This is a genomic window from Alteromonas profundi (assembly GCF_010500865.1).
GTDB lineage: Bacteria > Pseudomonadota > Gammaproteobacteria > Enterobacterales > Alteromonadaceae > Alteromonas > Alteromonas profundi.
Genome location: NZ_JAAAWN010000019.1, coordinates 54,912 through 79,584, shown reverse-complemented (window position 1 = coordinate 79,584; position 24,673 = coordinate 54,912). Strand labels below are relative to the sequence as shown.

Sequence of the window (24,673 nt, the reverse complement as noted above, 5' to 3'; positions counted from 1 at the left end):
TTAGCGAATATGAATTCCCTGGCGATGACCTTCCAGTTATCCAAGGTTCTGCTCTTAAAGCCCTTGAAGGCGATGCAGAGTGGGAGAAGAAGATTGTTGAACTAGGTGAAGCGCTAGATTCATACATCCCAGAGCCAGAGCGTGCAATCGACAAGCCGTTCATTCTTCCAATTGAAGATGTATTCTCAATCTCAGGCCGTGGTACTGTTGTAACAGGTCGTGTTGAGCAAGGTATCGTTAAGGTTGGTGAAGAAGTAGAAATCGTTGGTATCAAAGATACAACTAAGACGACTTGTACTGGGGTTGAAATGTTCCGTAAGCTTCTTGACGAAGGCCGTGCTGGTGAGAACGTTGGTGTTCTTCTACGTGGTACTAAGCGTGAAGACGTTGAACGTGGTCAAGTACTAGCTAAGCCTGGTTCAATCAACCCGCACACTAAGTTCGAAGCAGAAGTATACGTATTGTCTAAAGATGAAGGTGGTCGTCATACTCCATTCTTCAAAGGCTATCGTCCACAGTTCTACTTCCGTACAACTGACGTAACTGGTGCTGTAGAGCTTCCAGAAGGCGTAGAAATGGTAATGCCTGGTGACAACCTTAAGTTTGTAGTTGAGCTTATTGCACCAATCGCGATGGACGAAGGTTTACGCTTCGCTATCCGTGAAGGTGGCCGTACTGTTGGTGCTGGTGTTGTATCTAAGATCCTAGACTAATCTAGACTTAGCAACACACAGGCCAAAAAAAGCGCACTTATGTGCGCTTTTTTTATGCCTGCTGGTTTATAGAGGGGGGCGCTTTTTCAATCTAGAACACGCCGTGAAGCCATCCCTTCTGTTGCATGAGCAGCTTTCCAGCAGCATCCCTGCTGCATCGAGGTTTACATGGCTTTCTTACGGTTAAGTTCAGTTAACTAGTGAAAAGTCTAAAGATAAGAAGGTAGAATGCGAGGGATGTAAGGTAGCCCTGTATTTGCTATCTTTAGCTGCTAACCGGATAATCCCTGTAGCGTTCCTTTTTTATTGCGTTTGTGTGGTGTCTATGGCTAGTAATGCATACTCAAGTTCCAATTCTTTGCTATTACCTAGTAAGGAAGTGCCTTTGCCGAAAGGGGCGAGTAGTGAACAGCGGGAAGCCATTCGTCAATTTCCCAGTATGAGTATTTCAGAGGCCAACGCGAGCGTACCAATAACTGCAGAGCAATGGCGTGACTATGCCCAAACCACGAATGCGCGGCAAAAAAAGAAAGTGAAGCAAATGCGTAAGCGTTTAGGCGTAACGGTGGAGCAATCCAAAATTAATGGTGTTACCGTGCGCTTCATAACCCCCAAACGCTTATCAGAACATTTTAAAGATTGCGTTTATATTGATGTTCACGGCGGTGCTTATGTGTTTTTTGCGGGGCTGCCGAGTATTGAAGAAGGTATGCTTATTGCCCACCGCTTAGGTATTCGTGTAATAAGTGTAGACTATCGTATGCCTCCGAAACATCCGTTTCCCGCGGCGCTAAATGATGTCGCGACTGTGTATAAGGCGCAGCTTTGTGACATTGGCGCCGAACATATTTATCTTGGTGGTACGTCGGCGGGTGCTGGCTTAGTGCTATCACTTATGCAGTTACTCAAACGTGCAGGTACTGCCTTGCCGGCTGCTATCTATACAGGTACACCGTGGGCAGACTTAACGAAAACGGGGGATACGTTATTTACCAACGAGGGTATTGATAGGGTGTTGGTGTCCTACGATGCTACTTTGGCTGCTGCCGCCTCGTTATATGCCGACAAAGAACCTCTTACTAACCCACTTATATCCCCTTTGTATGGCGATTTCGAGGGCCTTCCTCCCACACTCTTAGTGTCTGGTACCCGAGACATGTTTCTAAGTGATACGGTACGGGTGAATAGAAAATTACGAGACGCTGGGGTTGTCACGCAATTAGAAGTATTTGAAGGTGCGTCACACGCCGACTATTTAATCGCTTATGAAACCCCAGAATCGTTCGCTGTTTATCGCGAGCTTGAGCAGTTTTTTATTCACTATCGCTAACCTTTTACTTTGTTTACACGTAAAAGCATGAACAGTAAATAGATCAAAAAAGCGCCCTAGGGAATTGCCAATAGAGCGCCTTTTAGCTATAGCGAGGTTACTTAGCGTAACCTTACGCGCTACGAGCCAAACATGATTACTAATAGGGTAACGATTGCGCCAATACCCGCCAATTTTAACCCGTTTTTATATACCGGTAATTTAGGCACAAACATCATGAAGGCTGAAATAACGAAAAATAGTAGCCCTACGCCAAATGAAATATTTAGCCAGTAAAGCGGGCTATTATGTGTGGCCTTATGTAATTTAACCATTTTATCAAGCGCCAGTGGGTAGCTTTTTCGAACAATGCGCGTTGCGCCCGTGTTCTTATTATACTCTCCCACATTAAGCATAATGGCGGTGTCGGTTTCGCCAACCACTTTGCTCCCTTTAATGTTTAGTGTTGAACTAAGCTGCGCTTTATTCAGCCCTTTTTCTAGTTGTTGTATTTGAACAGTTTCAGATTTTAAGAAATCGGTTTTGCGAAAGATAAGTAGAATTCCGCTAATGGCATAAACCGCCATAATTCCCGCTAAAAAGAACCCTAGCCAACGGTGATATTTACGAAACGCCATATGTAATTTTGGTGAAGCCATTACTTCTCTTTGAATAGAATAAAAAATAAGTGAGGTGTTTATAAACGAGAATGTGTCTTATTTAAAGTTTAAATTGATAAAAGGGCAATTTTGGTGTCTTTCATTGCTGTTCAAAGACAGATGGTAGGACGAGGTGAAAAACGCTAGAGCGACTGCAGACTTTAGTCTAATATTCGCCGCGAAAGTGTTAAAAAATGGTTTAATACACTTTCTTTGGTAAGCTTAAAGTTAATAATAACGGCAAAAGGCGGGCCATAGTCCTTCACATGGCTTTAACGTTATTCACTCACGACACTAGGACAATAAAATGCAGTCAATTGCTATAGTGCTACTTGGTATCGTCGGCATGATACTGGGGTGGTTTGTATACTCTAAATTTATTGCCACCAAAATCTTCAAATTAGACGATAAATTTATAACCCCTGCGCATACTGAAGAAGATGGGAAGGATTTCGTTCCCACTAATAAGGTTGTGCTTTGGGGGCATCATTTCACTTCGGTAGCCGGTGCTGCGCCTATAGTAGGCCCTGCTATTGCGGTGTACTGGGGATGGGTACCTGCGGTTTTATGGGTGGTATTCGGTACTATCTTTTTCGCTGGTGTGCACGACATGGGCGCGTTATGGGCAAGCGCACGTAACAAAGGTAAATCCATGGGGGCCTTGTCAGAAGGCGTAATAGGTAAGCGCTCGCGGGCCCTATTTATGATCGTTATCTTCCTTGTGCTGCTTATGGTTAACGCGGTGTTTGGGGTCGTTATCGCTAAGTCTTTCGTGTCGCAACCCAATGCAGTATTTCCTGCCTGGACAGCGATTGCCGTGGCCTTAATTATCGGCCAGTTGCTAAAACGTAATTTTAGTCTTATCCCATTATGTATTGTAGGTATCTTTGTCTTATACGCGTCTGTTTATGCCGGTAGCTATATTCCTATTAGCTTACCTGAGACTATGTTTGGCCTTGCCGATACAGCTAATTGGATCATCATCTTATTTATCTATGCTGCCATCGCGTCTTTGCTTCCTGTTTGGATGTTGCTACAGCCTCGTGACTTTATTAACGGCATGCAACTTCTCGTGGGCTTGTTTTTACTGTACGGTGCGGTTTTCTTTGCATTACCTGATATAACCGCGCCCGCATTTAACACCCAAACAGCGGTAGACTCGCCAAGCTTAATCCCGCTGCTATTTGTCACCATTGCATGCGGCGCTGTGTCAGGTTTCCACGGTATCGTAGCGTCAGGTACGAGTTCAAAACAGCTAGATAAAGAAAGCGATGCACGCTTTGTGGGTTACCTTGGTGCTGTAGGCGAAGGTTCACTTGCTCTTATTACTATTGTTGCAGTGAGTGGCGTGGCCTTTGCCGCGTCACCTGAAGAATGGCACGAAGTGTATAGCCATTTAGGTGCAGGAAGCGTGAGCGCGTTTATTTCAGGCGGCGCGGCGTTAATACACCAAGGGTGGGGACTATCTGAAAGCTTCTCGTCAACTATCCTTGCCGTAATGGTTGTCTTGTTCGCCGGTACCACTATGGACTCTGGAGTTCGTTTACAACGCTATATTATTCAAGAGTGGGGCGATATTTATAAAATATCGGCACTTAGAAACGGTTTGATTGCAACCCTAGTTGCTGTGGCTTGCTGTTTGCTGCTTGCCTTCGGTGCTGGCGGCTCGTCAGGTAGTGGCGGCATGATCATCTGGCCGTTGTTTGGCTCTACTAACCAAATATTAGCTAGCTTAACTTTACTGGTAATTTCAGTCATGTTAATTAAGCTAGGACGCCCTGCAAAGTACACGCTTATTCCCATGAGCTTCGTGCTTGTGATGGCGTTCTTTGCTGGCATTATCAAGTTAAAAGAGTACTACATTGAAGGTAACTATCTGCTGGTATTTCTAGATGCTGTGGTACTTATCGTCTCTGTATTAGTGATGTTAGAAGCATGGTCAGTAGTATCAAAAGTCAGGGCGGGTAAAACCAAGCTAGAAGACTAATATCGACCTTGCTAATTAGTTGATGGCCGTTCAAGCAAGAACGGCGGCTGCTTTGAAAAGCCAACCTTCGGGTTGGCTTTTGTGTTTAATAGACAAAATCTATAGTGGCGATTTAACTTAGGCATTTCGCCGTAGGGGTGAATGTTTGATAAAATAGCGGTATAAGAGGAATGCGTCTCTTATTTTGCTACCGAGGTTTTATGACCGATATCATCCTTTTGCTTCAGAATTTTGTGAGTCTATTTCTAGAGTCGGCCCCTTGGCTATTACTGGGGTTACTCGTGGCTGGCGTCATGCACGAATTGGTGCCCGTGTCATTTTTAGAACGTCATATGGGTAGCAACTCGTCTGCATCAATTACTAAAGCTGCGGTAATAGGCGCTCCTTTGCCGCTATGTTCGTGCGGCGTTATTCCGGCCGCGTTAGGCCTTAGGCGCAGCGGCGCATCTAAACCTTCTACCGTATCCTTCTTAGTTTCAACGCCTGAAACGGGCGTTGACAGTGTATCTGTCTCTTATGCATTGTTAGGGCCGCTATTTGCCATAGTGCGCCCTATAGCGGCGGTAGTAAGTGCCATCTACGCCGGGTTTATGGTGCGTTGGTTTGATACAGAAAGGGTAGCGACGTCTTCACAGCCGGTTTCATCATGCTGCAGCAGTCAAAAAGCCAAAGCGCCTACCTCGTGTTGTAGCGAGCCCGTAGTGGTTGAAGATACCTGCTGTGCAAGTACTACGGCTGATAAAAGCGATTCTGCGCCCGCAAAAGCACCCAACAAAGTGACCCAGGTGCTTCGTTACGCATCGGGGCAATTACTTGAAGATATAATGTTGTGGTTACTTATAGGTCTTGCCTTGGCGGCCGCCATTCAAACATGGGTCCCCACCGACTTTCTAACCCGCTGGGGCGACGGTTTAGTGGCTATGTTGGTGATGGCGTTTATTGGCATACCTATGTATATCTGTGCAACGGCGTCCACCCCTTTAGCGGTAGGTTTTCTGGCTGCCGGTTTGTCGCCGGGCGCGGTGCTGGTTTTTCTCATGGCAGGACCTGCTACAAACGTATCTACCATGGGGATGATAAAGCAAGAGATGGGTATGAAAACCCTGGCGCTTTATTTATTTTCCGTGGTGTCGGCGAGCGTAGGGTTTGGCTATTTGCTAAATGCGATGGTTAGCCAGTTCAGCCTACAACACCTAATACAAACCGGTAGTGCGTTACATACTCACGGTGCAAACGTGCAAGCAATATACGCGCTGTGCGCAATTGTGTTAGCTGGGCTGATTATTCGGCTTTACTATTTACAATTCTCGGCCCGTTTCGCCACGCAAGCAAAGCCAGCGAGTAGTTGCTGTGCAAGCGAATAATCGACTGAATTGAAGAGAAATAACGCTGAAAAAGTTAGCATCTTCCCTTGTAAGTGCGGCGCATGACAGCATAATAGGGGTTTGAGTTAACTATCCGTCTTTCGGAAAGGACACATGCTTCTATTAATCGTTTATGTCTTTGTCGCACTGGGCTTTTCTTTTTTATGCTCCATTGCCGAGGCTGTCATACTAAGTGTGTCTTCTGCATACATTTCGGTATTGGAAAAAGATAAAAAGCCAAGTGGTGCATTGCTTAGAAAGCAAACTGATAATATCAATACTCCGCTGTCGGCTATTTTAACCTTAAATACTATTGCTCACACTATGGGGGCAGCGGGTGCAGGCGCGCAGGCTGCAGCAGTATTTGGCGAAGCCTACCTAGGTGTTATATCCGCCGTTTTAACGCTGTTAATATTGGTTTTTTCTGAAATTATTCCCAAAACTTTGGGGGCTACCTACTGGCGTACCCTAGCACCAGCAACAGCGTACTTCCTTAAATACCTGTCTATTATTTTATTACCGTTTGTGAAAATGTCGGCCTTACTAACTCGTGGCTTTAAAGAAGACAGTCCGCTTCGTGGCCTCAGTCGTAATGAGCTGCATGCAATGGCAGAGTTATCGGGAGAAGAAGGACAATTAGCCAGCCATGAAGCCGCCTTTCTAAAAAGCCTGTTGAGCTTGCATGAGCTTAAAGTGAAAGATGCTATTACGCATAGAACGGCGCTTTTTTCAGTATCTGAGGAGCTTTCGGTAGAAGCGTTCTTTCACAAGCATTCGGATATTGGCTACTCGCGTATCCCTGTTTACGAACGCAATGACTCGGAAAATATCACCGGTTTTGTTATGCGTTCAGACTTGCTGGTAGCACAAGCAAGAGGTAATACGGATAAGCCTCTATCGGAATACGCAAAAGACATGGTTACCATACTAAATACCATGCCATTATCAGTAACTTTTGAGCACTTTATCAATAAGCACGTACATATGCTGTTAGTGGTTGATGAATATGGCGGCCTTGAGGGCGTTTTAACCTTAGAAGATTTGTTAGAGCGCTTGCTCGGTGTGGATATCGTCGATGAAAAAGATGCCTCGGTAAGTATGCGTCGCCTTGCAAAGATGATGACTAAGCGCCGCGAACGTATGTTGCTTAAAAATGTACCCGATGCCTCATTAGACAATAGCGGCAATAACGAATCAAAAGATAAAGCCTGATGTGTTTAATATCTGAAGGTTACTGCAAATTGTAGTAACCGCTCGCTGTAATCCTGCGTATCTTGAAAGAACAAAAGGTTGGCTTGTCGCCCCCGATTAATTTGCCATTCAGCCGATACATTTAAGTGCGTAGAGAGCGTCTTTGTGTAATTAAGGGTAAAGGCCTCCCCCCGGCTATCGTTGGGATCTTCACTTATTTCATCTCTATCGATTACCTGATACCAGTCTATACGGGCGGAAAAGCGAGATTGCGCTCGCTGATAGCTGGCGGCGATATAGGCGCTATAAAAGTCGTTATACACTACATAATCGCCCATCAAGGTATCGCCGATAAGTGCCTGTCCATAGACCGACAGGGCTGGTGAAATAAAATGTCGAAGGGTAAACGAGTGAAACTTGGTGTGCCACGCGTAAATTCTATCTATATCAAGCTGGGTATTGTCTGCTCTGTTGTCATAATAGTAATAACGCAATTCGGATTTTCTTTGGTAGGCCAAATGCGCAGCTAAGTAAAACCCTAAACGGCTATCTATTTCCCTAAAGGGTTCTGTCCATGGTGGGGCAGCCAGTTCACTTTCATCGACCACCCAGGGTATGGGCGCGAAGTTTATTCTTTCATTGTATAACGACTGCCTATCGTGCAAAGCAAAACCACGCCAAGAGAGTAATGTGCCTGTGCTATCGTTACCTTTAAACACACTACCAATAAGCTTCCATGACCAGTCGCTTCGGTGCTGACGGCCATTGCGTCGTAGGCTTGCTTCTACGCCGCCTATACGAAGTTCTTCGCCTATCCAACTGTTGATGGCCGAATTCGATATAAAATCACGGGCTAACCACCCTATATCCGTATTTTCAGCGGAAATGGCCGGATAAAAAGCACCTATTTTTACCTCAGGCTTAATGCTGTGTGCAACTAATGGTCGATACTTAACAAACAGTTGAGATATACCCAGATGCTGCTCGCCATCCTCATAGCCATTCACTACGCCACTGAGTTGCCAACTATTGCTGAGCTGAATATCACTGGTAAGAACCGCCTGTGATAGCTGTATTCCGTTACCACTAAAACGCTGATGAGACACGCCATTTTGCTGGAAACCCGTATTCTCCCGCGGGGTCACTACACTTGATCTGACTAAAAGCGTCGTGTCTGCGAGCACACCTTTGCTTATCAATACTATGCCTAGCAATAAGGCTTTTATACTTTTCACCACAGGCTAGTAATCACCAAAACCGTCATCGAAACTGTCGTTAGCGGGTACAACTTTATCTAAGGTAAGTGAAAGCGATTTATCGCTATCAATAACAATGCTATCGCTATCAAAGGCTTTAGCCTTTGCCGCGCTAGGGTGCCAAAAACGTACCTCGTATTCGCCTTTAGCAAGGTCTATCTGCGCGTTTCCATCGGCATCGGTTTTTAAAAAGAACGGGCTATCGGCGACAACAATGTACCCTAGCATCCAATCATGAATGTTACAGCCAATATCCACAATACCGGCTTGCTCAAACAACAAAGGCTCCGCTGTAAACTCTTTGTACAGCTTTACTTCGAACTGTTTAGCGGGGGAAAAGGAGTAGACGTGATGAAATAGGTTATCTGCGTTTGGAAACGATACCTCGGTGCCAGCGTGAACCACCAGTACATGGGGGGCAAATTGCTTGTTAATTTGATTCATTATGGCGGGTTCTAACGGGGAAGGCGGGGGCGTTTCAAGGTTAAAGGTTGGGGTAAAAATAACCACACCATTTTCAACCTTATTTCCATCCGCGTCGGTTATCGTAACAGCGAGATTTACGTAATCATTAGCCATGCTTAGTGGTAGGTAGATAACAGTAAGCAAACAAAGTAATAAGGGAAAATTTTTCATTAGACTACTCATTAAAAGCGACAATTAAAGCCTATAGCGCAATAGTAGACCTAACAAGTTTTATTTTTCTTTCACTGGGAAGGGTTAAAGCACAGAAAAGTGACGAATAAGATTATGGTAAACATGATGGAGGCGATCCAGTTCTTGTCTGTTCGCATTAGTATTATTGATTAACGATTGAATACTCTGATCTAACTGATACAAGGTTTCACGTATATGTTGGTCAGACACCATACTCTGCATCCATGTAATTGCAGCAATCCGTTCGCCTTGAGTTACTGGCGTCACTTTATGCAGGCTAGAAGAGGGGTACAAAATAGCGCTTCCCTCAGCGCACTTTATACTTTGTTCACCAAACCCCGTTTGAATCACCAGCTCGCCGCCTTCATAGGTAGTGGGGTCGCTAAGAAATACCGTCATCGACATATCACTTCTTAACACGTCGGCCGTGTTGGGAATGCGCATTATCGCTGCATCAACATGATACCCGTAAGTTTGCGTTTCACTGTAGCGATTAAAACAAGGAGGAAATATACGTTGAGGCAGGGCAGCCGAAACCACCTGTGGGTGGTTTCCTAGCTTAGCAAGTAGTGCATTGGCTAAATGCTTTACCTGTTGATCTTGTGCGTCTGCCTGACCGTTATTTTTAACCCCAGCAGCCATTCCCATGGCGGTATTCTTACCGTCGTTAAAAGGGACAGTAGCCAATACCTGCCGAAAGTGTTGAACTTCATCAGCGGTAAGTAGGTTATCAATAACGATCATATTTCAACGTATCTCTTATTCGTGCTAATTAAAACTGGTAGTTCACGGTTCCTGTAATATTGCGACCGTCGCCAATATACATGAACGCACCAGAACGGTAAGCTGCAGTCCAATACTCTTCATCAAGGGCGTTGCCGATATTAACACGGAACGTCAATGATTCTGAGTGATAGTAGTTAGCAAACAAATTAACTACCTGATAATCTGGAACGCGGATACTGTACTGTCCTGCGTCGGCGTCGTAGCTTGCCGCGGTATCAGGTTGGCCGCCGTACATTTCAGATTGATAACTATAATCACCACCAAAGGCGAATTTTTCATTAACTTGATAGCGCATTTGTAGATAGAAGCTCTTATCAGCGAAGTTACTTAATGCTAAGCCAATATTATCGTCACTATAAGAATCTAGTACTTCTGAATCCATGATAGCGGCTGATGCTTGAACGCTAAACTTATCTGTCACATCGCCACTAACACCAAACTCGATACCTTCAACGCGGTTTTCGCCGGTATTCAGTGTGCCTAATGTAGAGTATGCATCGCCTACGCTTTCGTGAACGTCGCTCTTAGTAATACGGAAAATAGCCGCATTGGCACTTAGCTTCTCGTTAAACAATAGCCACTTTGTACCTAGTTCAATGTTTTCTACCTGTTCAGGATCGGCCTGTGCCGCTTGCTCAGGGGTACCACATAAACCGCCATAACCACAGTTTGCGCCTAAGTCTGACTCACCACCGTTGATATTGGTCGCAGTGGCATAAGAGGCATAAATATTACCGTTTTCGCTTACTTCGTACACTAAGCCTAAGTGGCCATTGTACAATTCGTCTGAGAATTCATAGAGTTCTGTTGATGTCTGGTTGCTGTAATCATAGCTATCAACACGAAGGCCAAAAAACACATCTAGCGTTTCGGTTAACTCGAAGGTATCCATAGCGTAGAGCGAGTAGGTTTCAATGTCATAAAGCGCATCGGCATCGCCACGGGTAATAACTTTACCCATAAGGCTTTGGATATCATCTACTAGGTTGCCTTCACCATCAATAATACAATAGCTATCACTTACACCACGACGACCACTAATACGACAGTTCGACTCGTTGGCATAATCAACACTAAATACGCCGTTATCAACAGATTCGTCTGTGTATTCAAAGCCGAATACAAACCTATGATCGAACCCAGCAAAAGCCGTATCCCAAAACAAGTTAAACTGAGTAGTTACATAGTCTACATCTTGCCAGCCTTGGTGGTTACTAAGGCGAAGCGTATCCACGCCTGGGGCGAATGGGTCACTGTCATCACGGGTAGAGCCGCTCATACCCGTGGTAACGTATTCGTTTTCAGTTTTACCTACACGGGTGGCGTTGTAAAAACGCAGGTTATCGGAAATGTCATACTCGGTACGCAAGGTAAACGTAGTCACTTCTGAGTTCATGAAGTCTTCGTCTTGTGCGTAAACGGGGATATCTTCTAAAGGATAGCCTGCATCACGGTCAAAATAACTACCTAGGTCGGGCTTGTCTTCAGCGTTTAGGTAATAAATATCCCCGGTGAAAGACAAGCGATCAGTAGGCTGATTCACGTAAGAAACTTGTACGCCGTCACGATCTCGCTCAATACCCTCACGGCCTGGCTTATCTTCAGAAGCCACTAGCCCGTTAAGACGAATTGCACTGCTGTCGGTCAGGGTTTTATTTAAATCTAAGGTTAGGCGTGTATGCTCATCGGTACCGATTGCGGCATCAACCCGGCCAAAGTTATAGCTAGTTGAGGCCTTTTTAGTAATAGAGTTTACTGCGCCGCCAGAAGAGCCACGGCCAGCAAACGTAGCACTTGGCCCTTTAGTAATTTCAACACGCTCGGTAGCGAAGCTCTCACGGGTAGTCATACCTGGGTCGCGAAGACCATCAACAAAAACATCGCTGCGCGCTTCATGACCGCGAATAATATAGCGATCACCAAAAGCATTACCATTCTCTCCGGTACCTAAAGTAACCCCAGCTTGCGCTGCAAGAATATCTTTAAGGTCGGTTTTACCACTTTCTTGAATTTGATCTTGGGTAAGAACGCTAATGGTTTGTGGTGTATCGACAAGATCAGCTAGGCGGCGGGGATCGCCTGATTTGCTATAACGATAGATAGACTGCTGAACACCATGGATACGAATGAGCTCAATAGCTTCTTCGCTTTGCTCCACGCACTCTGCGGCAGTGTTTTCTTTACATTCAACTTCATTCTCTTGTGCATAACCAACGCTATGTCCAAAGGCGAGTGCCGCGGCGATGGTCGACGCGCCCATTGATAAGTTTTTGTTCTTCATTGTGCATCCCTATGTATGTTGTGTGCATGCAGTGTAAAGAATTGAACTTTCCATGTAAATACAAATGAGAATGATTATCAGAAATAATTATTAAAAAGTGGGTTAAGCAATTCTTAAAGATGTTTATCAGGAATGCTTGTGAGCAAAAGAGACAGTCACTTCTACACCGCTTTCATCTGCGGCGTTATTAATGTGCAATTTGCCATGATGGAAAGTAACGATAAGGTCGGCGATAAACAGCCCTAAACCTAAATGGGGTGTGTGGGTATCCTGTTGGGCCGTTTGCGCACGCACCGATACCATTGAGTTTACTAGCTGTGATTTCATCCCATCTGGCAACAGAGGACCGGGATTATATACCGTTAAACAAACGTCTTTGTCTTTACGAGAGATGGTGAGTAGGATTTTGGCCCCTTGGGCACTAAAATCTACCGCATTGGCCACTATTTTATCTAGCATCTGAGCAATTAGGTCTGGTGAGCCAAGTAATGCACTGTTTTGAGTATGGCTGGTAAGGCAGAATTCGCGGTTTGGATAGGCATGTTGATAACCGCCTACACATCCTTCTACCACATGTTGTAATTGAAAGGGGACACGCTCTTCATCAACTAATGCTTGTTCTAGCCGGGTAGCCTCACTCATGCTATTTAAAATGGTACTAAGGCGGTTGATACCAGATTGTGCGCGCTGCATAAGTATGGCTTGTTGCTCTTTATCTTCTACTTGAGAAACGGTATCTAGCGAGGACTTAACCACTGCAATAGGCGTTCTTAATTCATGAGATAAACGCGCCGCCATGTTTTCCAGATAAGAATTGTACTGTTGTAAACGTTGCAATACATCAGAGAAAGCGCGAGATAAGTCACCAATTTCATCGCGATTATTGTTTACCGGTAAGGCGCCAATTATTTTACCATTGCTATCTATCACTCGTTCGGTGCTATCGCGCAGTGCTCTTATTCTGCCGGAAATACGATTAGCAAATAACAGCAAGCCCACCGTTCCAAGCAGCATTACGGCTAAAATAACGTGAAACAGCTGTTCTAATGCTTTGTTTCTTAACGAGCGGATACCATTGGTGGTTTGCTCAACCACCACGGCGCCCATTACCTCTCCCTCAATGAAAATAGGATAAGCCGCGGACAAAACAATCGCTTTGTTATCGGGTGTTAATCGCCACAATGAGTCGGGCTGCCCACTTAGCGCCTTGCCTAAATCTTGCCCCACCAGCGCATAAGCGTTTTGTAATTCATCGACAAAGTCAGCGGGCGGTTCAGTAAGAATGTAGTAGTAGAGCGGAAACAGCCAGTTTGTTTCAATCCAGTGCCATAGACCGTTAGCTCGCTCATTAGTATTCGCCACAGTAATACCAGAGGCCGTCTGAATATCCCCCGCCCGAGCTAACACACGCTTATGTTTGTCCACCACCCATACCCGTGAATCAGCATATTTTAAGCCAGCTAAAATACGTTCTATTTCGGGGGAGGGTGTTACTAAGGTACCTAATTGGTCGATATTACCGGGGTTGGCGGTGCCAATGGCGTAGCGTTTTTTACGGGTCAGCGTGTCATCCACATCAACAATAGCGAAACCCAGCCCATCTGAAGCCATAGTAAAGGGAAAACGCAGTTCTATATTGTAGCCTGTAGCGGTTTGTTGCCAGCGCCCCTGAATACTTAATGCATTTTCCACGGCGCGAAAGGTAGTAGGGTCTTTTGATAGCTTATATGCATTCACCCAACCGCTTTCAAAGGGGGCCACCACATAACGGGCTAAGGTGCCCTGGGCATTTTTGACACCAATCAGTAAATGATCACCGCGTTCTACGCTTAAGCTATCGGGCTGCCGCCACAGCAGCTTATCATCAGTAACTTCAAACATAGCGTACAAAAACGGTCCGTAGCGTCCTACCATGTGGTTAAACGATAAACTTACCTCATCGTTTGAAATAGGGGAGGAAAATCGCTCTACAATTTCATCTTTACCATAGTGCACCATTAGGTTGTCAATGCGTTGCCAGTCGTTTAGCTCGCCGTCTAGTTGAATAGGATATTGAATAGGCGGTGCGTACAAATCGGTACCAGGTCGCACATTCTTTAGGTACGCCGATTGGCTATCAAAGAGGGCGGGACGTTCGTGCAAAGCGGTAGCTACAGCGCGCGCCGTACCTATCATGGTTTGTTCTTGTCCAATGCGTAAGTATTGCTCTAATTCCCATACATACTTATAACCCAGATAAGGGATAGCAAACAGAAAGAGTGACAATACCAACAGCTGTAGACGAATAGAAAACCTCACCGCTTGCCCCTTTTTATTCTAGAGTTGCCAACGGTAGCCCATACCGTAAACCGTATCTATATGGTCAAACTGCCCATCCAGTTGTACAAATTTTTTACGCATGCGCTTAATATGAGAAGTAATGGTGGTGTCATCTACCACCATGCGAGATTCGTCCATTAATTGCTGACGACTTTTTACGTGACCAGGGTGCTTAATTAACGCATGTAACATCCAAAATTCTGTCACGGTAAGTGCCACAGGCTGGCCTTGCCATTTCACTGTCATGCGGGAAACATCAACGCAAAGCTCACCAATTTTTAATTCGTCTTTTTGCGCATTCGGCGCGGCCATTAAATCTATGCGACGAAAGAGTGCGGCTATACGAGCAAGAAGGTGTGCCATGCTTATGTCTTTCGTAAGATAATCGTCGGCCCCCATACGAAGACCACTGATGGTATCTACATCATTATCTCGAGCAGTAAAAAATATAATAGGTAAGGTTTGTGACAAGCTGCGCAATTGCTGACAGAGTACGAAACCGCCTTCCATTTCGTCTTTTAAGCCGATGTCGATAATGGCTAAATCAGGCAAGCTAGTACTAAAGGCGTCGGCGGCCGTAGGGCGGTCTTCATAGGCTTGCACCTGATAACCCTGAGCTTTCAACGCTACTATATAATTTTCCCTAATCGCGGCGTCATCTTCCACTAGCGCAATGGTTTTTGGCATATCAGAAACTCTTTTTTAAACAAAGTGGCAGTAATATAAGGCGTACTATACCTTGCACAAAGGGCAATTGCCTGACATCGGCGAAAAAAGCATAAAGTAGCCATATTGCCGCCATATTTGCCACTAACCCTCATTACTTTTCCATTTTGTGACCGCTAAAAAGACTCAACATGGTGGTTAACTATAGGTGTACTTAATACACAGTATGCTTTTAAGTACACACCTTCTTGGGTTCAACTACCCTTTGCACTGTGCTTTGCCCCCAACCAAAGCACAGTGCTTTTTTATGTCTTTTTGTCCGAACGCACGGTCGCCGCAATATGGGGCCACCACTGAGCTAACTAAGTTTCATGGTTGCTAAACAGAAAATATCGATAAATAAGGTAAAATACTCGGCAAGTTAGCACCAAGGTTCAAACCGTGAAGGGTACAAATGTGGCATAATAACCTGCTCTACTCATCACAATTGATGTCAGTAAACGGCTTTGTTACTGAAAACCGCAAAGGGTGCATAGGGTAAGGGGTTGAAATATTGTCATTTGCCAGCACTATTTACGGTAAATTATTGGCGGTATGTCGCCCTATCATACTTTTTATCGGTGTTAATATTTTGCGCGTCGCACAGCTAAGTGCACCTTTTGCAAACCACACCAAAGCAGACTAGCAGTCACTCTCAACTCACAGGCTAAACATGAAAGCGTTAGATATATCAGGGTTAAAGAAAACCTATAAAGGCGGAGTTCAGGCACTTAAAGGTGTTGATTTAACCGTTGAAGAAGGCGACTTTTTTGCCTTACTTGGGCCTAATGGTGCGGGAAAATCCACCACTATTGGCATCATTAGTTCGCTGGTTAAACAAACTGAAGGCACGGTATCGGTATTCGGTTTCGATTTGAATAGTCAAATGGAACAAGCGAAAGCCTGTATTGGCTTAGTACCACAAGAATTCAATTTCAATCAGTTTGAAACCGTGATGCAGATTGTACTGAACCAAGCGGGTTACTATGGGGTTCCTCGTTCAGTGGCAAAAGAGCGCGCGCAAAAGTATTTGGCGCAACTCGATCTGTGGGAAAAACGAGATGCTCGAGCCCGTGAGCTCTCTGGTGGTATGAAACGCAGACTGATGATAGCGCGTGCTTTGATGCATGAACCCAAATTATTGATTTTAGATGAGCCTACTGCTGGGGTTGATATAGAAATTCGCCGTTCTATGTGGGGCTTTTTAGAAGAGATCAATCGTCGGGGGATCACCATCATCCTAACCACTCACTACTTAGAAGAAGCAGAAATGTTGTGTCGCAATATCGCCATAATTAATAAAGGCGTTATTGTTGAAAACACCAGTATGAAGTCACTACTGTCAAAGTTAAGTATTGAAACCTTCGTGTTGGATATTAACGCTGCCTCAGGTACACCCGCGTTAACGGGGTTTGAACACCGTTTAATTGACGATCACACTTTAGAAGTAGATGTTGAGAAAACAGAGGGGCTAAACCCTGTATTTACCCAGCTATCAGAGCAAAATGTACAAGTAATGAGTATGCGTAATAAATCTAACCGCTTAGAAGAATTATTTGTACGCTTAGTTGAATCGGCGAAGGCACAGGGGTAAGCAATGAAAACCGAAAACAATACAGTTGAGAACAACCCATTGAATGCTGATCATAAAGTGGGGTGGATTAAGCAAAATTACGTTGCGCTTACTACTATCTGGATAAAAGAGTGTACGCGCTTTTTGCGCATCTGGATTCAAACACTGGTGCCTCCCGCTATTACCATGAGCCTCTACTTTGTGATCTTTGGAAGCTTAATTGGCAATCGCATCGGCGAAATGGGTGGCTTTACCTATATGGAGTTTATCGTGCCCGGCCTTATAATGATGTCGGTGATCACAAACTCATATGCCAATGTGTCTTCGTCTTTCTTTAGCGCCAAGTTTCAGCGCAACATTGAAGAGCTATTAGTATCACCTGTGCCTACATCGGTAATTATCCTTGGGTATGTGGGCGGGGGTGTGGCCCGCGCTATTCTTATCGGCATTATAGTTACCCTAGTGTCACTATTTTTTGTCGACGTTCAAATTTTTAGCTTGGGTATTATCGCGATAACCTTAATTCTCACCGCTACTTTGTTTGCCACAGCGGGCTTAATTAATGCGGTTTTTGCCAAAACATTTGATGATATCAGCGTGGTACCTACCTTCGTGTTAACCCCTCTTACTTACCTAGGCGGCGTATTCTATTCATTAAGCTTGTTGCCAGAGTTCTGGCAGTGGGTAAGTAAAGCCAACCCAGTGGTATATATGGTAAACGGTTTCCGTTATGGTTTTTTAGGTGCATCAGATGTTCACGTAGGCTTGTCACTTGGGCTTTTAGTGGGCTTTAACATCCTTTTGTTTAGTATTGCGTACTACTTACTTAAGACAGGCAAAGGAATTCGTAGCTAATGAGTATGGGGAACTCAAGAGCCATTACCACCAATCAGCAAGGGGTGCACGACAAGCTAGATGAATTGGTGGTTAAATATAAAAACAGCGAAAACTTGCGTCCCATAGGGGCGCATACCCAGGCTGCCTTCGATGAGGCATGCCACTGGTTAGATGGTACCTTTGATAGCATAATTTTAGATTCGTGTTGCGGAGTGGGGGAGAGTACCGCCACTATTGCGAAAAACTACCCTAACCATCGTGTTATAGGCCTTGATAAATCAGCCCAGCGGGTGGACAAGCACCAACATTACAGTGCAGGCACAGGCAACTATCGTGTGATACGCGCCGATGTAAATGATTTTTGGCGTTTGGTGCACCAAAGCAACTGGCAGGTAGACAAACATTTTTTGCTATACCCAAACCCGTATCCTAAAAAAACGCAGGTACAAAAGCGTTGGCATGGTAGCGCGGCTATGGTCGATTTGATGGCAATTACGCCAAATATAGAAGTGCGCAGTAACTGGCTTGTGTATTTAATGGAGTTTGCGCAAGCGGCGAAACATTATGGGCTACAGGGTAGTCTCACTGAGATTTCCACAGCTGAAAGTATTACCCCGTTTGAACGAAAGTACCGCGCTAGCCAGCAAACTTGCTGGCAGTTGCTTTGCGAAGCAGAAGAAGGCTAATTTAGCTTATTTTGCTTACCGGTTTGTGTAAGCCTGCGGAGGGCTAAAAACAAACCCTTGCGCATAGCGGATAGGTAAATTAACTAATTGCTCTAACATAAGAGGGGTTTCAACGTGCTCTGCAACAACGCTGATGCTTCGATGGTGACATTGGGCAATCATGTTATCGACATACTCGTGAGTAGCGTCATCGTCAGCGCGCCAAGGGGCTAATGCATCGCAACGGTGGTTGTAGCGCTTCAATAAGCCGCCGGCCAGCTTTATCCCACGAATAGGTAAGTTTAATAGAGGCACGATGTTACCCGGTTTTGCGCCTACATTATCGATAAATACGCCTATGCCACCGTGCATACATTGCTCTACAAAGTGGGAAAACGCACGGGGGGAAGCCAGCGCACTAAGTGCGCTAATTTCTATGCTTATGCGTTCTGGGTTTGGATAATCATTAAGGTGCGACAACAACACACCAGCAAGCTGGGGGTTTTCCAAGTCACTGTGACTAATGTTAATACTCCAAGGCATATTAAGGTCGCGAAAATAACGCGCAGATTGACAAAACATGGCTTCGGTGAGAGCTTGCATATGGTGTTCGCGCTCTACTAGGTATAAAAATTCGCTGGGTAAGAAGGTTTTGTCATCACCAGCAACAAAGCGGGCTAAACATTCGTACCGCCACACCCGTTGGCTGGTTAAGTCTATGATAGGTTGAAAGTAAGGTACTACGTTGTTTATGCTAAAGCCTTTACTTATTTCTCTTATCGGCATAGCCCATCACCTTAGTTTTTTGTAATTATTCATAATTAAAATATAGCAGACGCTAAGCAATAGTAGAGTTGCAACTACCAGTAAAACCCGTTCATAGCGGATATTTTGCTGTTAAGGCCTTATTCCTCGTGCGATAGAGGGAGTAAATACCAAGGGTTTACTACTTGGCGTGTTTGCTAATCTAGGGTAAAGTTCACCCCCCTTGAAAGTCCTGTGATCAGCTTTCAGTGGTGGTAACGCATAAAAGGTTCCGCGCCGGTGGTTTTATTATACTGCACCGGGTGTTATGTGCTTGATGTACATCAGTTCCATTGTTTAGTGAGGTGTGTTTAGTGGGTGAAGCTCAAGTTAGTCTAGAGCACTTGTTTAGGGTCTTTACCAAACCTGAACACAAAGACTCAAAACTGGCGCAAATTGAACAGCATTTGTCAGACAATATTCTCGACTTTTTGTCGCAACACGTTGTGACCAAAAAAACGTCGCTAGAAGAAGTGGAAAAAGACTTTGCTGATGCCAAAGTGCCAGAATCTCCAGAGTTTGTTTCAACACATGCTGAAAGCTTGCTAGATAAACTAGTGGCGCACTCGGTTAATACTTACTCGCCTAGTTTTATCGGCCATATGACCTCAGCCTTGCCCTATTTCCATCTCCCCTTGTCGAAGTTAATGGTTGGGCTCAATCAAAACCTCGTTAAAATTGAAACCTCGAAAGCGTTCACGCCCTTAGAGCGACAAGTACTTGGCATGTTGCACAACTTGGTTTATGACCGCTCACGGGAGTTTTACGATCATCACCTTCATAGTGCAAAGCATGCCCTTGGGGCGTTTTGCTCTGGCGGCACTATCGCGAATATTACCGCTTTATGGGTAGCAAGAAATAAAATACTGGGCCCTCAACCGGGCTTTGCCGGTGTCGCAAAAGCAGGCTTAGCCGCAGCGTATCGATTTCATGGTATTAATAATTTAGGTGTAATGTGCAGCAAGCGGGGACACTACTCGTTATCTAAAGCGGTAGATGCCTTAGGGCTAGGGCGCCAGCAACTTATCGCGCTTCCCGCGCCCCAACAAACCTTAGACCCTGAAAAAGCCCTGCGCGCCGGTAAGCGCTATCAAGAAGAAGGTAACAAGTTACTTGCTATTGTGGGTATCGGCGGCACCACCGAAACGGGCCACGTAGACCCGTTAAATGAGTTGGCCGATGTGGCCAAAGAGCTAGGCTGTTGGTTTCATGTCGATGCAGCGTGGGGTGGGGCTACGTTATTTTCTAATCAGTACCGCGATAGACTGAAAGGCATTGAGCGAGCTGACTCGGTGACCATCGACGCCCACAAACAAATGTATGTGCCTATGGGCGCGGGCATGGCGTTGTTTAAAGACCCTGAGAATGCCAACTCAGTAAGACACCACGCGCAATATATCCTACGTGAAGGCTCTAAAGATCTTGGTGCCACTACCTTAGAAGGGTCTCGTAACGGTATGGCGATGATGGTGTATTCTGCGTTACATATTTTCGGGCGCAAAGGGTATGAGTTATTAATTGATAGAAGCATTCAAAAAGCACAAGCCTTTGCCGAGATGATAAACAAGCATCCCGATTTTGAACTTACCACTGCACCTACCTTGTCGTTACTTACCTATCGGGTATGCCCATTAGCGGTACAAAAAAAGCTTAAAGAGGCAAAAAACGGCGCAAGCCAAGAGTTGCAAGAGCAAGTAGATAGACTCGTGGTAAGTGTACAAAAACAGCAGCGTGAAGCAGGAAAGTCTTTTGTTTCTCGTACCCGCCTTGAAGCGCCCGATTATCCATCAAAATGCATTACGGTGTTTAGGGTGGTGTTAGCGAACCCGCTGACAAGTCATAACGACTTAGCAGCTATTCTTGCTGAACAGCATCTTATTGCTACACGTACAAAGTTATGGCAGCAGTTAATAGCGCACGGAGCTGATGAAGCTGGCGAAGCGGTGTCTGTAAGCTAAATTAAGCGGCAGTGCTGCCAGATACCATTATAAATACAAAAAAAGCCCCTAACGTTGATACAACATTAGGGGCTTTTTTCTCGCTAGATAGGCGTATGTACTATAGGTGAACTTGTAAGTTATCGATAAGGCGTGTTGTCCCTAAGTAGGCCGCAACCAATATCACCAGGTGGGAGTCATCAGTACTGGCCGCTTGCAATGTGTTTGCATTAACAATATGGATGTAGTCGTTGCGAAATCCAGCTTGGGCTAATTTTTCTTGTAATACTTTTTCGAGCGCTAGGTAATCCCGTTCGCCACTTTCAATAGCCTGTTTAGCATATTGCATTGACGCATAAATGGTGGCGGCCGTGTTTTTTTGCTCATCAGATAAATAGCCGTTACGCGAACTTAACGCTAAACCTGAGTCGCTGCGTTGGGTGGGCACACCGTGTATTGTGATGCCAGTAGATAAATCTTCGGCCATCAAACGGATAACTTGTAATTGCTGAAAGTCTTTTTCACCAAAAAAGGCATCGTCAGGGCGCACCATATTAAATAACTTGGCTACCACAGTGGCTACGCCTCGAAAATGGCCGGGCCGACTAGCGCCGCATAATATGTCTGAAAGGCCAGGTACTTCCACATAGGTCTGTTGCTCTAGGCCCCGTGGATACATATCAGCCACTGAGGGCAAGAATACAGCATCAGCCCCTGCCTCAAGTAACTTTTGCTTATCAGCGTTAATGGTGCGAGGGTAGGCGTCTAAATCTTCGTTTTGGCCAAACTGCATGGGGTTAACGAAAATACTTACAACCACTTTATGATTGTGTGCTTTTGCGCGTTTAACAAGGGTTAGGTGCCCTTCGTGCAAATTGCCCATGGTGGGCACAAAACCCACGCTGTTGCTATCGCACTTCCATTCGTGGGTAAGCGCGCGCATCCCCGCGATATTATCGATAACTTGCATATTAACCTCGTTACTCGAAGCTGTGTTCCGCAGAAGGGAACACGCCATTTTGGACATCAGAAATATATTGTTGAACTGCCTTACGCATGTCGCCAGTATCAGCAAGATAGTTTTTAGAGAACTTAGGCATATAGTTGGCGCTAATACCAAACATATCATGCATAACCAATATTTGACCGTCGGTGTCTTTACCTGCACCTATGCCAATAACCGGAATTGTCAGTGCTTCACTGATGGTCTTTGCAAGAGATGAGGGAACACACTCAAGTACCAATAGCTGAATGCCCGCTGCCTCAAGCGCTTTAGCTTCCTCAAGGAGTTGCTGGGCTTTGTCGGCTTCGCGGCCTTGTACTTTAAAGCCACCAAAAACATGAACCGATTGGGGGGTGAGCCCAAGGTGGCCGCATACGGGTACGCCCCTTAATTGTAGCCCTGAAATAGTGTCACATAACCAACGCCCACCTTCCATTTTCACCATGCTGGCGCCTGCGGCCATAAGTGTGGCGGCGTTAGCGTAAGTTTGTTCGGCACTGGCGTAAGACATAAACGGCATATCGGCTAGAACGAAGGCGCGCTCAGTCCCTGCGCGTACACAGCGGGTGTGATAGGCAATATCATCAATGGTGACGGGTAAAGTGTCGCTTTCGCCTTGCAGTACCATACCCAGAGAGTCGCCGATTAACAGGGCATCAATACCTTGCTCATCAAACATTTTGGCGAAGCTAGCATCATAGGCTGTCAATGAGGTAATTTTTTCTCCAGCTTGCTTTTTCTTTAGCAAACTAGACACAGTAACTTTTTTCATAGCAACTATCCGAGTGTGGGTATTGTGTGGCGAACTATACGGATTTTGCCGCTAATTGGAAGTACGCAGACGTTTTAGGCCGTCTAGAGAGCAGTTTGCCACCCAATGTGAAATAGGCTTCCCATCAGGCATCACCATGCTTGGGGCTATTTCAAACAAGGGTACCATAACAAATTCGCGATCAGCCATTCCTATGTGTGGAACCGTCAAATCAGCGGTTTTTATTTTCTGGCTTCCGTACAACAGAATATCTAAATCTAAGGTTCTTGCCCCCCAGCGCCGGCCGCTTCTATCGCGACCATTTTCAAGCTCTATACGCTGTAATTGCTTCAATAAGCTATGGGGTTTAAGCGCCGTCTCTATTAAGCATACGGCATTAATATAATCGGGTTGGTCTTGCGGGCCCATCGGCTTACTTGCGTATAACGACGACGTTTTAAGAACCCGTGTATCTTCTATACCCGCTATTGCCTCAAAGGCCTCGGTGACCAATTTCGTCGGGTTTTCCAGGTTGCTGCCCAGCCCAATGTAAACATGTTCTTTATGCATCTGGGGCTCGCTTAGCAGGGCGACGCTTACGTTTACGGGGGCCTTTACTGCCTTCGCTACGTTTAAGGTCGTTTAACATGGCTTTTTGCTTTCCGCCCTCGGCATGCTGAAAGTGGGTCCACCATTGCGCCAGTTCGAGCAATTCACCGCCTTCTATTTGGCCTCTTACTAATAAGAAGTCATAGGCTGCGCGAAATTTAGGATGGGTAAGCAATTGAAATGCGCGGCGGCCAAAGCGTTTCGGTAAACGTTGTTGTAATACCCAAATATCCCGCATTACCGTTGAAAACCGCTTGGGGATCATGATGCTTTTCGTTTGCTGGCCAATAACCTCACCCGATGCAATATTGAACGCATCATGGGCATTTAGCCCCGACTCTGCTTGTAATATTTGGCAACGCTCTTCAAGGGGATACCAAAGTAAAGCCGCGTACAAGAACGCAGGGGTAACCCGCTGTGCGTTGTTTATGCGCTCATCGGTGTTTCTTAACACTTTTAAAATAAATTGCATTTCCCGGCAAGAATCATCAGCCAGGAAAGGTTGAATTTGCGGAAACAAAGGAGCGATTAGGCCGTATTCCCGCAACATCATAAATGTCTTTTCACCTTTACCAGAAAGAAACAGCTTCAAGGTTTCTTCGAACAAACGCGCAGGGGGGATATTGGTCAGCAAGTTTGCTAATGGTTTGATAGGCGCTGCCGTTTGTGGGTGAAGGCTCATCGATAGCTTCACAGCAAAGCGTACTGCACGAAGCATTCTCACTGGGTCTTCGCGGTAACGTACCTCAGGATCGCCTATTAGTTTTACTTCACGCTTTTCAATGGCTTCTAAGCCGTTAGCAAAGTCTTTTACCGTAAAGTCAGCCACGCTGTAATACATAGCGTTAAAGGTGAAATCACGGCGTTCCGCATCTTCTTCAATAGAGCCAAACACGTTATCGCGCACCAACTGCCCGTGCGCGTCACGTTTGCCGGTGGCTTTGGCCTTCGGGGTGGTTTCATCTTCGGCTTCTTCGCTGTGGTGTCCTCGCAGCGTGGCAACTTCAATTACTTCCCGGCCAAACACGATATGGGCAAGTCTAAAGCGTCGACCAATCAAACGACAGTTTCTAAATAAGCCTTTAATTTGCTCAGGCGTGGCATTGGTGGCCACGTCGAAATCCTTTGGCTCATGACCCATCAAAATATCGCGAACACAGCCCCCGACTAAATACGCCTCGAAGCCGGCTCCGTTAAGACGATACATTACTTTTAACGCATTAGGACTTATATCCTCACGAGATATGCCATGCTCCCCGCGGGTCAT

The 24,673-nt window shown here is 45.5% G+C and carries 21 protein-coding genes; 9 read left to right on the top strand and 12 right to left on the bottom strand.

All coding sequences use genetic code 11. From position 1 onward, the window contains the following. A partial coding sequence (locus tag GTH32_RS13850; RefSeq protein ID WP_246223260.1) for an EF-Tu C-terminal domain-related protein occupies positions 1–713 on the top strand: 713 nt, incomplete at its 5' end. Between the two features lie 325 nt (positions 714–1,038). Continuing rightward, entirely contained in the window at positions 1,039–2,043 is a 1,005-nt protein-coding gene (locus GTH32_RS13845; protein WP_163086765.1) for an alpha/beta hydrolase, read from the top strand. 119 nt (positions 2,044–2,162) lie between these two features. Here the strand turns inward: GTH32_RS13845 and GTH32_RS13840 are convergent, their stop codons facing one another. Then, positions 2,163–2,681, bottom strand: a complete 519-nt coding sequence (locus GTH32_RS13840) for a hypothetical protein (protein ID WP_163086763.1) — start codon at positions 2,679–2,681, stop codon at positions 2,163–2,165. 307 nt (positions 2,682–2,988) lie between these two features. On the opposite strand from GTH32_RS13840, the gene GTH32_RS13835 reads away from it, so the two are divergent. From GTH32_RS13835 to GTH32_RS13825, 3 genes are all read left to right on the top strand, one after another. Further along, a complete protein-coding gene (locus tag GTH32_RS13835; RefSeq protein ID WP_163086760.1) occupies positions 2,989–4,668 on the top strand; it encodes a carbon starvation CstA family protein in 1,680 nt (559 codons plus the stop codon). Positions 4,669–4,868: 200 nt separating this feature from the next. After that, the gene (locus GTH32_RS13830) at positions 4,869–6,032 is read left to right on the top strand and encodes an SO_0444 family Cu/Zn efflux transporter (RefSeq protein ID WP_163086757.1); all 1,164 of its coding nucleotides are present in this window, start codon (positions 4,869–4,871) and stop codon (positions 6,030–6,032) included. 114 nt (positions 6,033–6,146) lie between these two features. Continuing rightward, positions 6,147–7,244 (top strand): CNNM domain-containing protein, encoded by a 1,098-nt coding sequence (locus tag GTH32_RS13825; protein WP_163086754.1) that lies wholly within the window; start codon positions 6,147–6,149, stop codon positions 7,242–7,244. 5 nt (positions 7,245–7,249) lie between these two features. On the opposite strand, the gene GTH32_RS13820 is transcribed toward GTH32_RS13825, so the two are convergent. From GTH32_RS13820 to pdsR, 6 genes are all read right to left on the bottom strand, one after another. Next, positions 7,250–8,461, bottom strand: coding sequence for a hypothetical protein (locus GTH32_RS13820; RefSeq protein WP_343033437.1), 1,212 nt, complete (start codon positions 8,459–8,461; stop codon positions 7,250–7,252). 3 nt (positions 8,462–8,464) lie between these two features. After that, positions 8,465–9,115, bottom strand: coding sequence for a methylamine utilization protein (locus GTH32_RS13815; protein WP_163086740.1), 651 nt, complete (start codon positions 9,113–9,115; stop codon positions 8,465–8,467). Positions 9,116–9,199: 84 nt separating this feature from the next. Then, a complete protein-coding gene (locus GTH32_RS13810; RefSeq protein WP_163086739.1) occupies positions 9,200–9,880 on the bottom strand; it encodes a Fe2+-dependent dioxygenase in 681 nt (226 codons plus the stop codon). A 28-nt stretch (positions 9,881–9,908) separates the two neighbouring features. Beyond that, entirely contained in the window at positions 9,909–12,203 is a 2,295-nt protein-coding gene (locus GTH32_RS13805) for a TonB-dependent receptor (protein WP_163086737.1), read from the bottom strand. A gap of 126 nt (positions 12,204–12,329) precedes the next feature. Beyond that, complete coding sequence (gene pdsS / locus GTH32_RS13800; RefSeq protein WP_163086735.1) at positions 12,330–14,501, bottom strand: proteobacterial dedicated sortase system histidine kinase; 2,172 nt, start codon at positions 14,499–14,501, stop codon at positions 12,330–12,332. A gap of 18 nt (positions 14,502–14,519) precedes the next feature. Continuing rightward, positions 14,520–15,209 (bottom strand): proteobacterial dedicated sortase system response regulator, encoded by a 690-nt coding sequence (pdsR, locus tag GTH32_RS13795; RefSeq protein WP_163086733.1) that lies wholly within the window; start codon positions 15,207–15,209, stop codon positions 14,520–14,522. Between the two features lie 691 nt (positions 15,210–15,900). On the opposite strand from pdsR, the gene GTH32_RS13790 reads away from it, so the two are divergent. The 3 genes from GTH32_RS13790 to trmB are packed head-to-tail and all read left to right on the top strand — an operon-like array spanning position 15,901 to position 18,323. Continuing rightward, on the top strand, positions 15,901–16,821 hold the full coding sequence (locus tag GTH32_RS13790; protein ID WP_163086731.1) for an ABC transporter ATP-binding protein: 921 nt from the start codon (positions 15,901–15,903) through the stop codon (positions 16,819–16,821). A gap of 3 nt (positions 16,822–16,824) precedes the next feature. Then, positions 16,825–17,655, top strand: coding sequence for an ABC transporter permease (locus GTH32_RS13785; RefSeq protein ID WP_203565496.1), 831 nt, complete (start codon positions 16,825–16,827; stop codon positions 17,653–17,655). Further along, positions 17,655–18,323: a tRNA (guanine(46)-N(7))-methyltransferase TrmB gene (gene trmB / locus GTH32_RS13780; protein WP_163086729.1), complete on the top strand. Its 669-nt coding sequence runs from the start codon at positions 17,655–17,657 to the stop codon at positions 18,321–18,323. Before GTH32_RS13785 ends, trmB begins: the two co-directional genes overlap by 1 nt. Before the next feature lie 15 nt (positions 18,324–18,338). Here the strand turns inward: trmB and GTH32_RS13775 are convergent, their stop codons facing one another. Next, positions 18,339–19,088, bottom strand: coding sequence for an EAL domain-containing protein (locus GTH32_RS13775; RefSeq protein ID WP_163086726.1), 750 nt, complete (start codon positions 19,086–19,088; stop codon positions 18,339–18,341). Positions 19,089–19,420: 332 nt separating this feature from the next. Here GTH32_RS13775 and panP point away from each other — a divergent pair, with 332 nt between their 5' ends. Continuing rightward, positions 19,421–21,064 carry a pyridoxal-dependent aspartate 1-decarboxylase PanP gene (panP, locus tag GTH32_RS13770; protein WP_163086723.1) on the top strand — a complete coding sequence of 548 codons (1,644 nt, stop codon included), beginning with the start codon at positions 19,421–19,423 and terminating at the stop codon, positions 21,062–21,064. Positions 21,065–21,164: 100 nt separating this feature from the next. Here panP and panC read toward each other — a convergent pair whose 3' ends face one another. From panC to pcnB, 4 genes are read right to left on the bottom strand one after another with little or no spacing between them, the layout of a single operon-like run. Continuing rightward, positions 21,165–22,013 (bottom strand): pantoate--beta-alanine ligase, encoded by an 849-nt coding sequence (gene panC, locus GTH32_RS13765; protein ID WP_163086720.1) that lies wholly within the window; start codon positions 22,011–22,013, stop codon positions 21,165–21,167. Between the two features lie 10 nt (positions 22,014–22,023). Then, a complete protein-coding gene (gene panB, locus GTH32_RS13760) occupies positions 22,024–22,818 on the bottom strand; it encodes a 3-methyl-2-oxobutanoate hydroxymethyltransferase (RefSeq protein WP_163086717.1) in 795 nt (264 codons plus the stop codon). A gap of 51 nt (positions 22,819–22,869) precedes the next feature. Then, the gene (gene folK / locus GTH32_RS13755) at positions 22,870–23,367 is read right to left on the bottom strand and encodes a 2-amino-4-hydroxy-6-hydroxymethyldihydropteridine diphosphokinase (RefSeq protein WP_163086714.1); all 498 of its coding nucleotides are present in this window, start codon (positions 23,365–23,367) and stop codon (positions 22,870–22,872) included. Beyond that, entirely contained in the window at positions 23,360–24,673 is a 1,314-nt protein-coding gene (gene pcnB / locus GTH32_RS13750) for a polynucleotide adenylyltransferase PcnB (RefSeq protein WP_163086711.1), read from the bottom strand. Before pcnB ends, folK begins: the two co-directional genes overlap by 8 nt.

What these genes read in the sequence shown, in the direction of transcription:
- GTH32_RS13845 (WP_163086765.1), top strand. Translation starts at nt 1,039, where the DNA reads ATGGCTAGTAATGCATACTCAAGTTCCAATTCTTTGCTATTACCTAGT.
- GTH32_RS13840 (WP_163086763.1), bottom strand. Translation starts at nt 2,681, where the DNA reads ATGGCTTCACCAAAATTACATATGGCGTTTCGTAAATATCACCGTTGG.
- GTH32_RS13835 (WP_163086760.1), top strand. Translation starts at nt 2,989, where the DNA reads ATGCAGTCAATTGCTATAGTGCTACTTGGTATCGTCGGCATGATACTG.
- GTH32_RS13830 (WP_163086757.1), top strand. Translation starts at nt 4,869, where the DNA reads ATGACCGATATCATCCTTTTGCTTCAGAATTTTGTGAGTCTATTTCTA.
- GTH32_RS13825 (WP_163086754.1), top strand. Translation starts at nt 6,147, where the DNA reads ATGCTTCTATTAATCGTTTATGTCTTTGTCGCACTGGGCTTTTCTTTT.
- GTH32_RS13815 (WP_163086740.1), bottom strand. Translation starts at nt 9,115, where the DNA reads ATGAAAAATTTTCCCTTATTACTTTGTTTGCTTACTGTTATCTACCTA.
- GTH32_RS13810 (WP_163086739.1), bottom strand. Translation starts at nt 9,880, where the DNA reads ATGATCGTTATTGATAACCTACTTACCGCTGATGAAGTTCAACACTTT.
- GTH32_RS13805 (WP_163086737.1), bottom strand. Translation starts at nt 12,203, where the DNA reads ATGAAGAACAAAAACTTATCAATGGGCGCGTCGACCATCGCCGCGGCA.
- pdsR (WP_163086733.1), bottom strand. Translation starts at nt 15,209, where the DNA reads ATGCCAAAAACCATTGCGCTAGTGGAAGATGACGCCGCGATTAGGGAA.
- GTH32_RS13790 (WP_163086731.1), top strand. Translation starts at nt 15,901, where the DNA reads ATGAAAGCGTTAGATATATCAGGGTTAAAGAAAACCTATAAAGGCGGA.
- GTH32_RS13785 (WP_203565496.1), top strand. Translation starts at nt 16,825, where the DNA reads ATGAAAACCGAAAACAATACAGTTGAGAACAACCCATTGAATGCTGAT.
- trmB (WP_163086729.1), top strand. Translation starts at nt 17,655, where the DNA reads ATGAGTATGGGGAACTCAAGAGCCATTACCACCAATCAGCAAGGGGTG.
- GTH32_RS13775 (WP_163086726.1), bottom strand. Translation starts at nt 19,088, where the DNA reads ATGCCGATAAGAGAAATAAGTAAAGGCTTTAGCATAAACAACGTAGTA.
- panC (WP_163086720.1), bottom strand. Translation starts at nt 22,013, where the DNA reads ATGCAAGTTATCGATAATATCGCGGGGATGCGCGCGCTTACCCACGAA.
- panB (WP_163086717.1), bottom strand. Translation starts at nt 22,818, where the DNA reads ATGAAAAAAGTTACTGTGTCTAGTTTGCTAAAGAAAAAGCAAGCTGGA.
- folK (WP_163086714.1), bottom strand. Translation starts at nt 23,367, where the DNA reads ATGCATAAAGAACATGTTTACATTGGGCTGGGCAGCAACCTGGAAAAC.
- pcnB (WP_163086711.1), bottom strand. Translation starts at nt 24,673, where the DNA reads ATGACCCGCGGGGAGCATGGCATATCTCGTGAGGATATAAGTCCTAAT.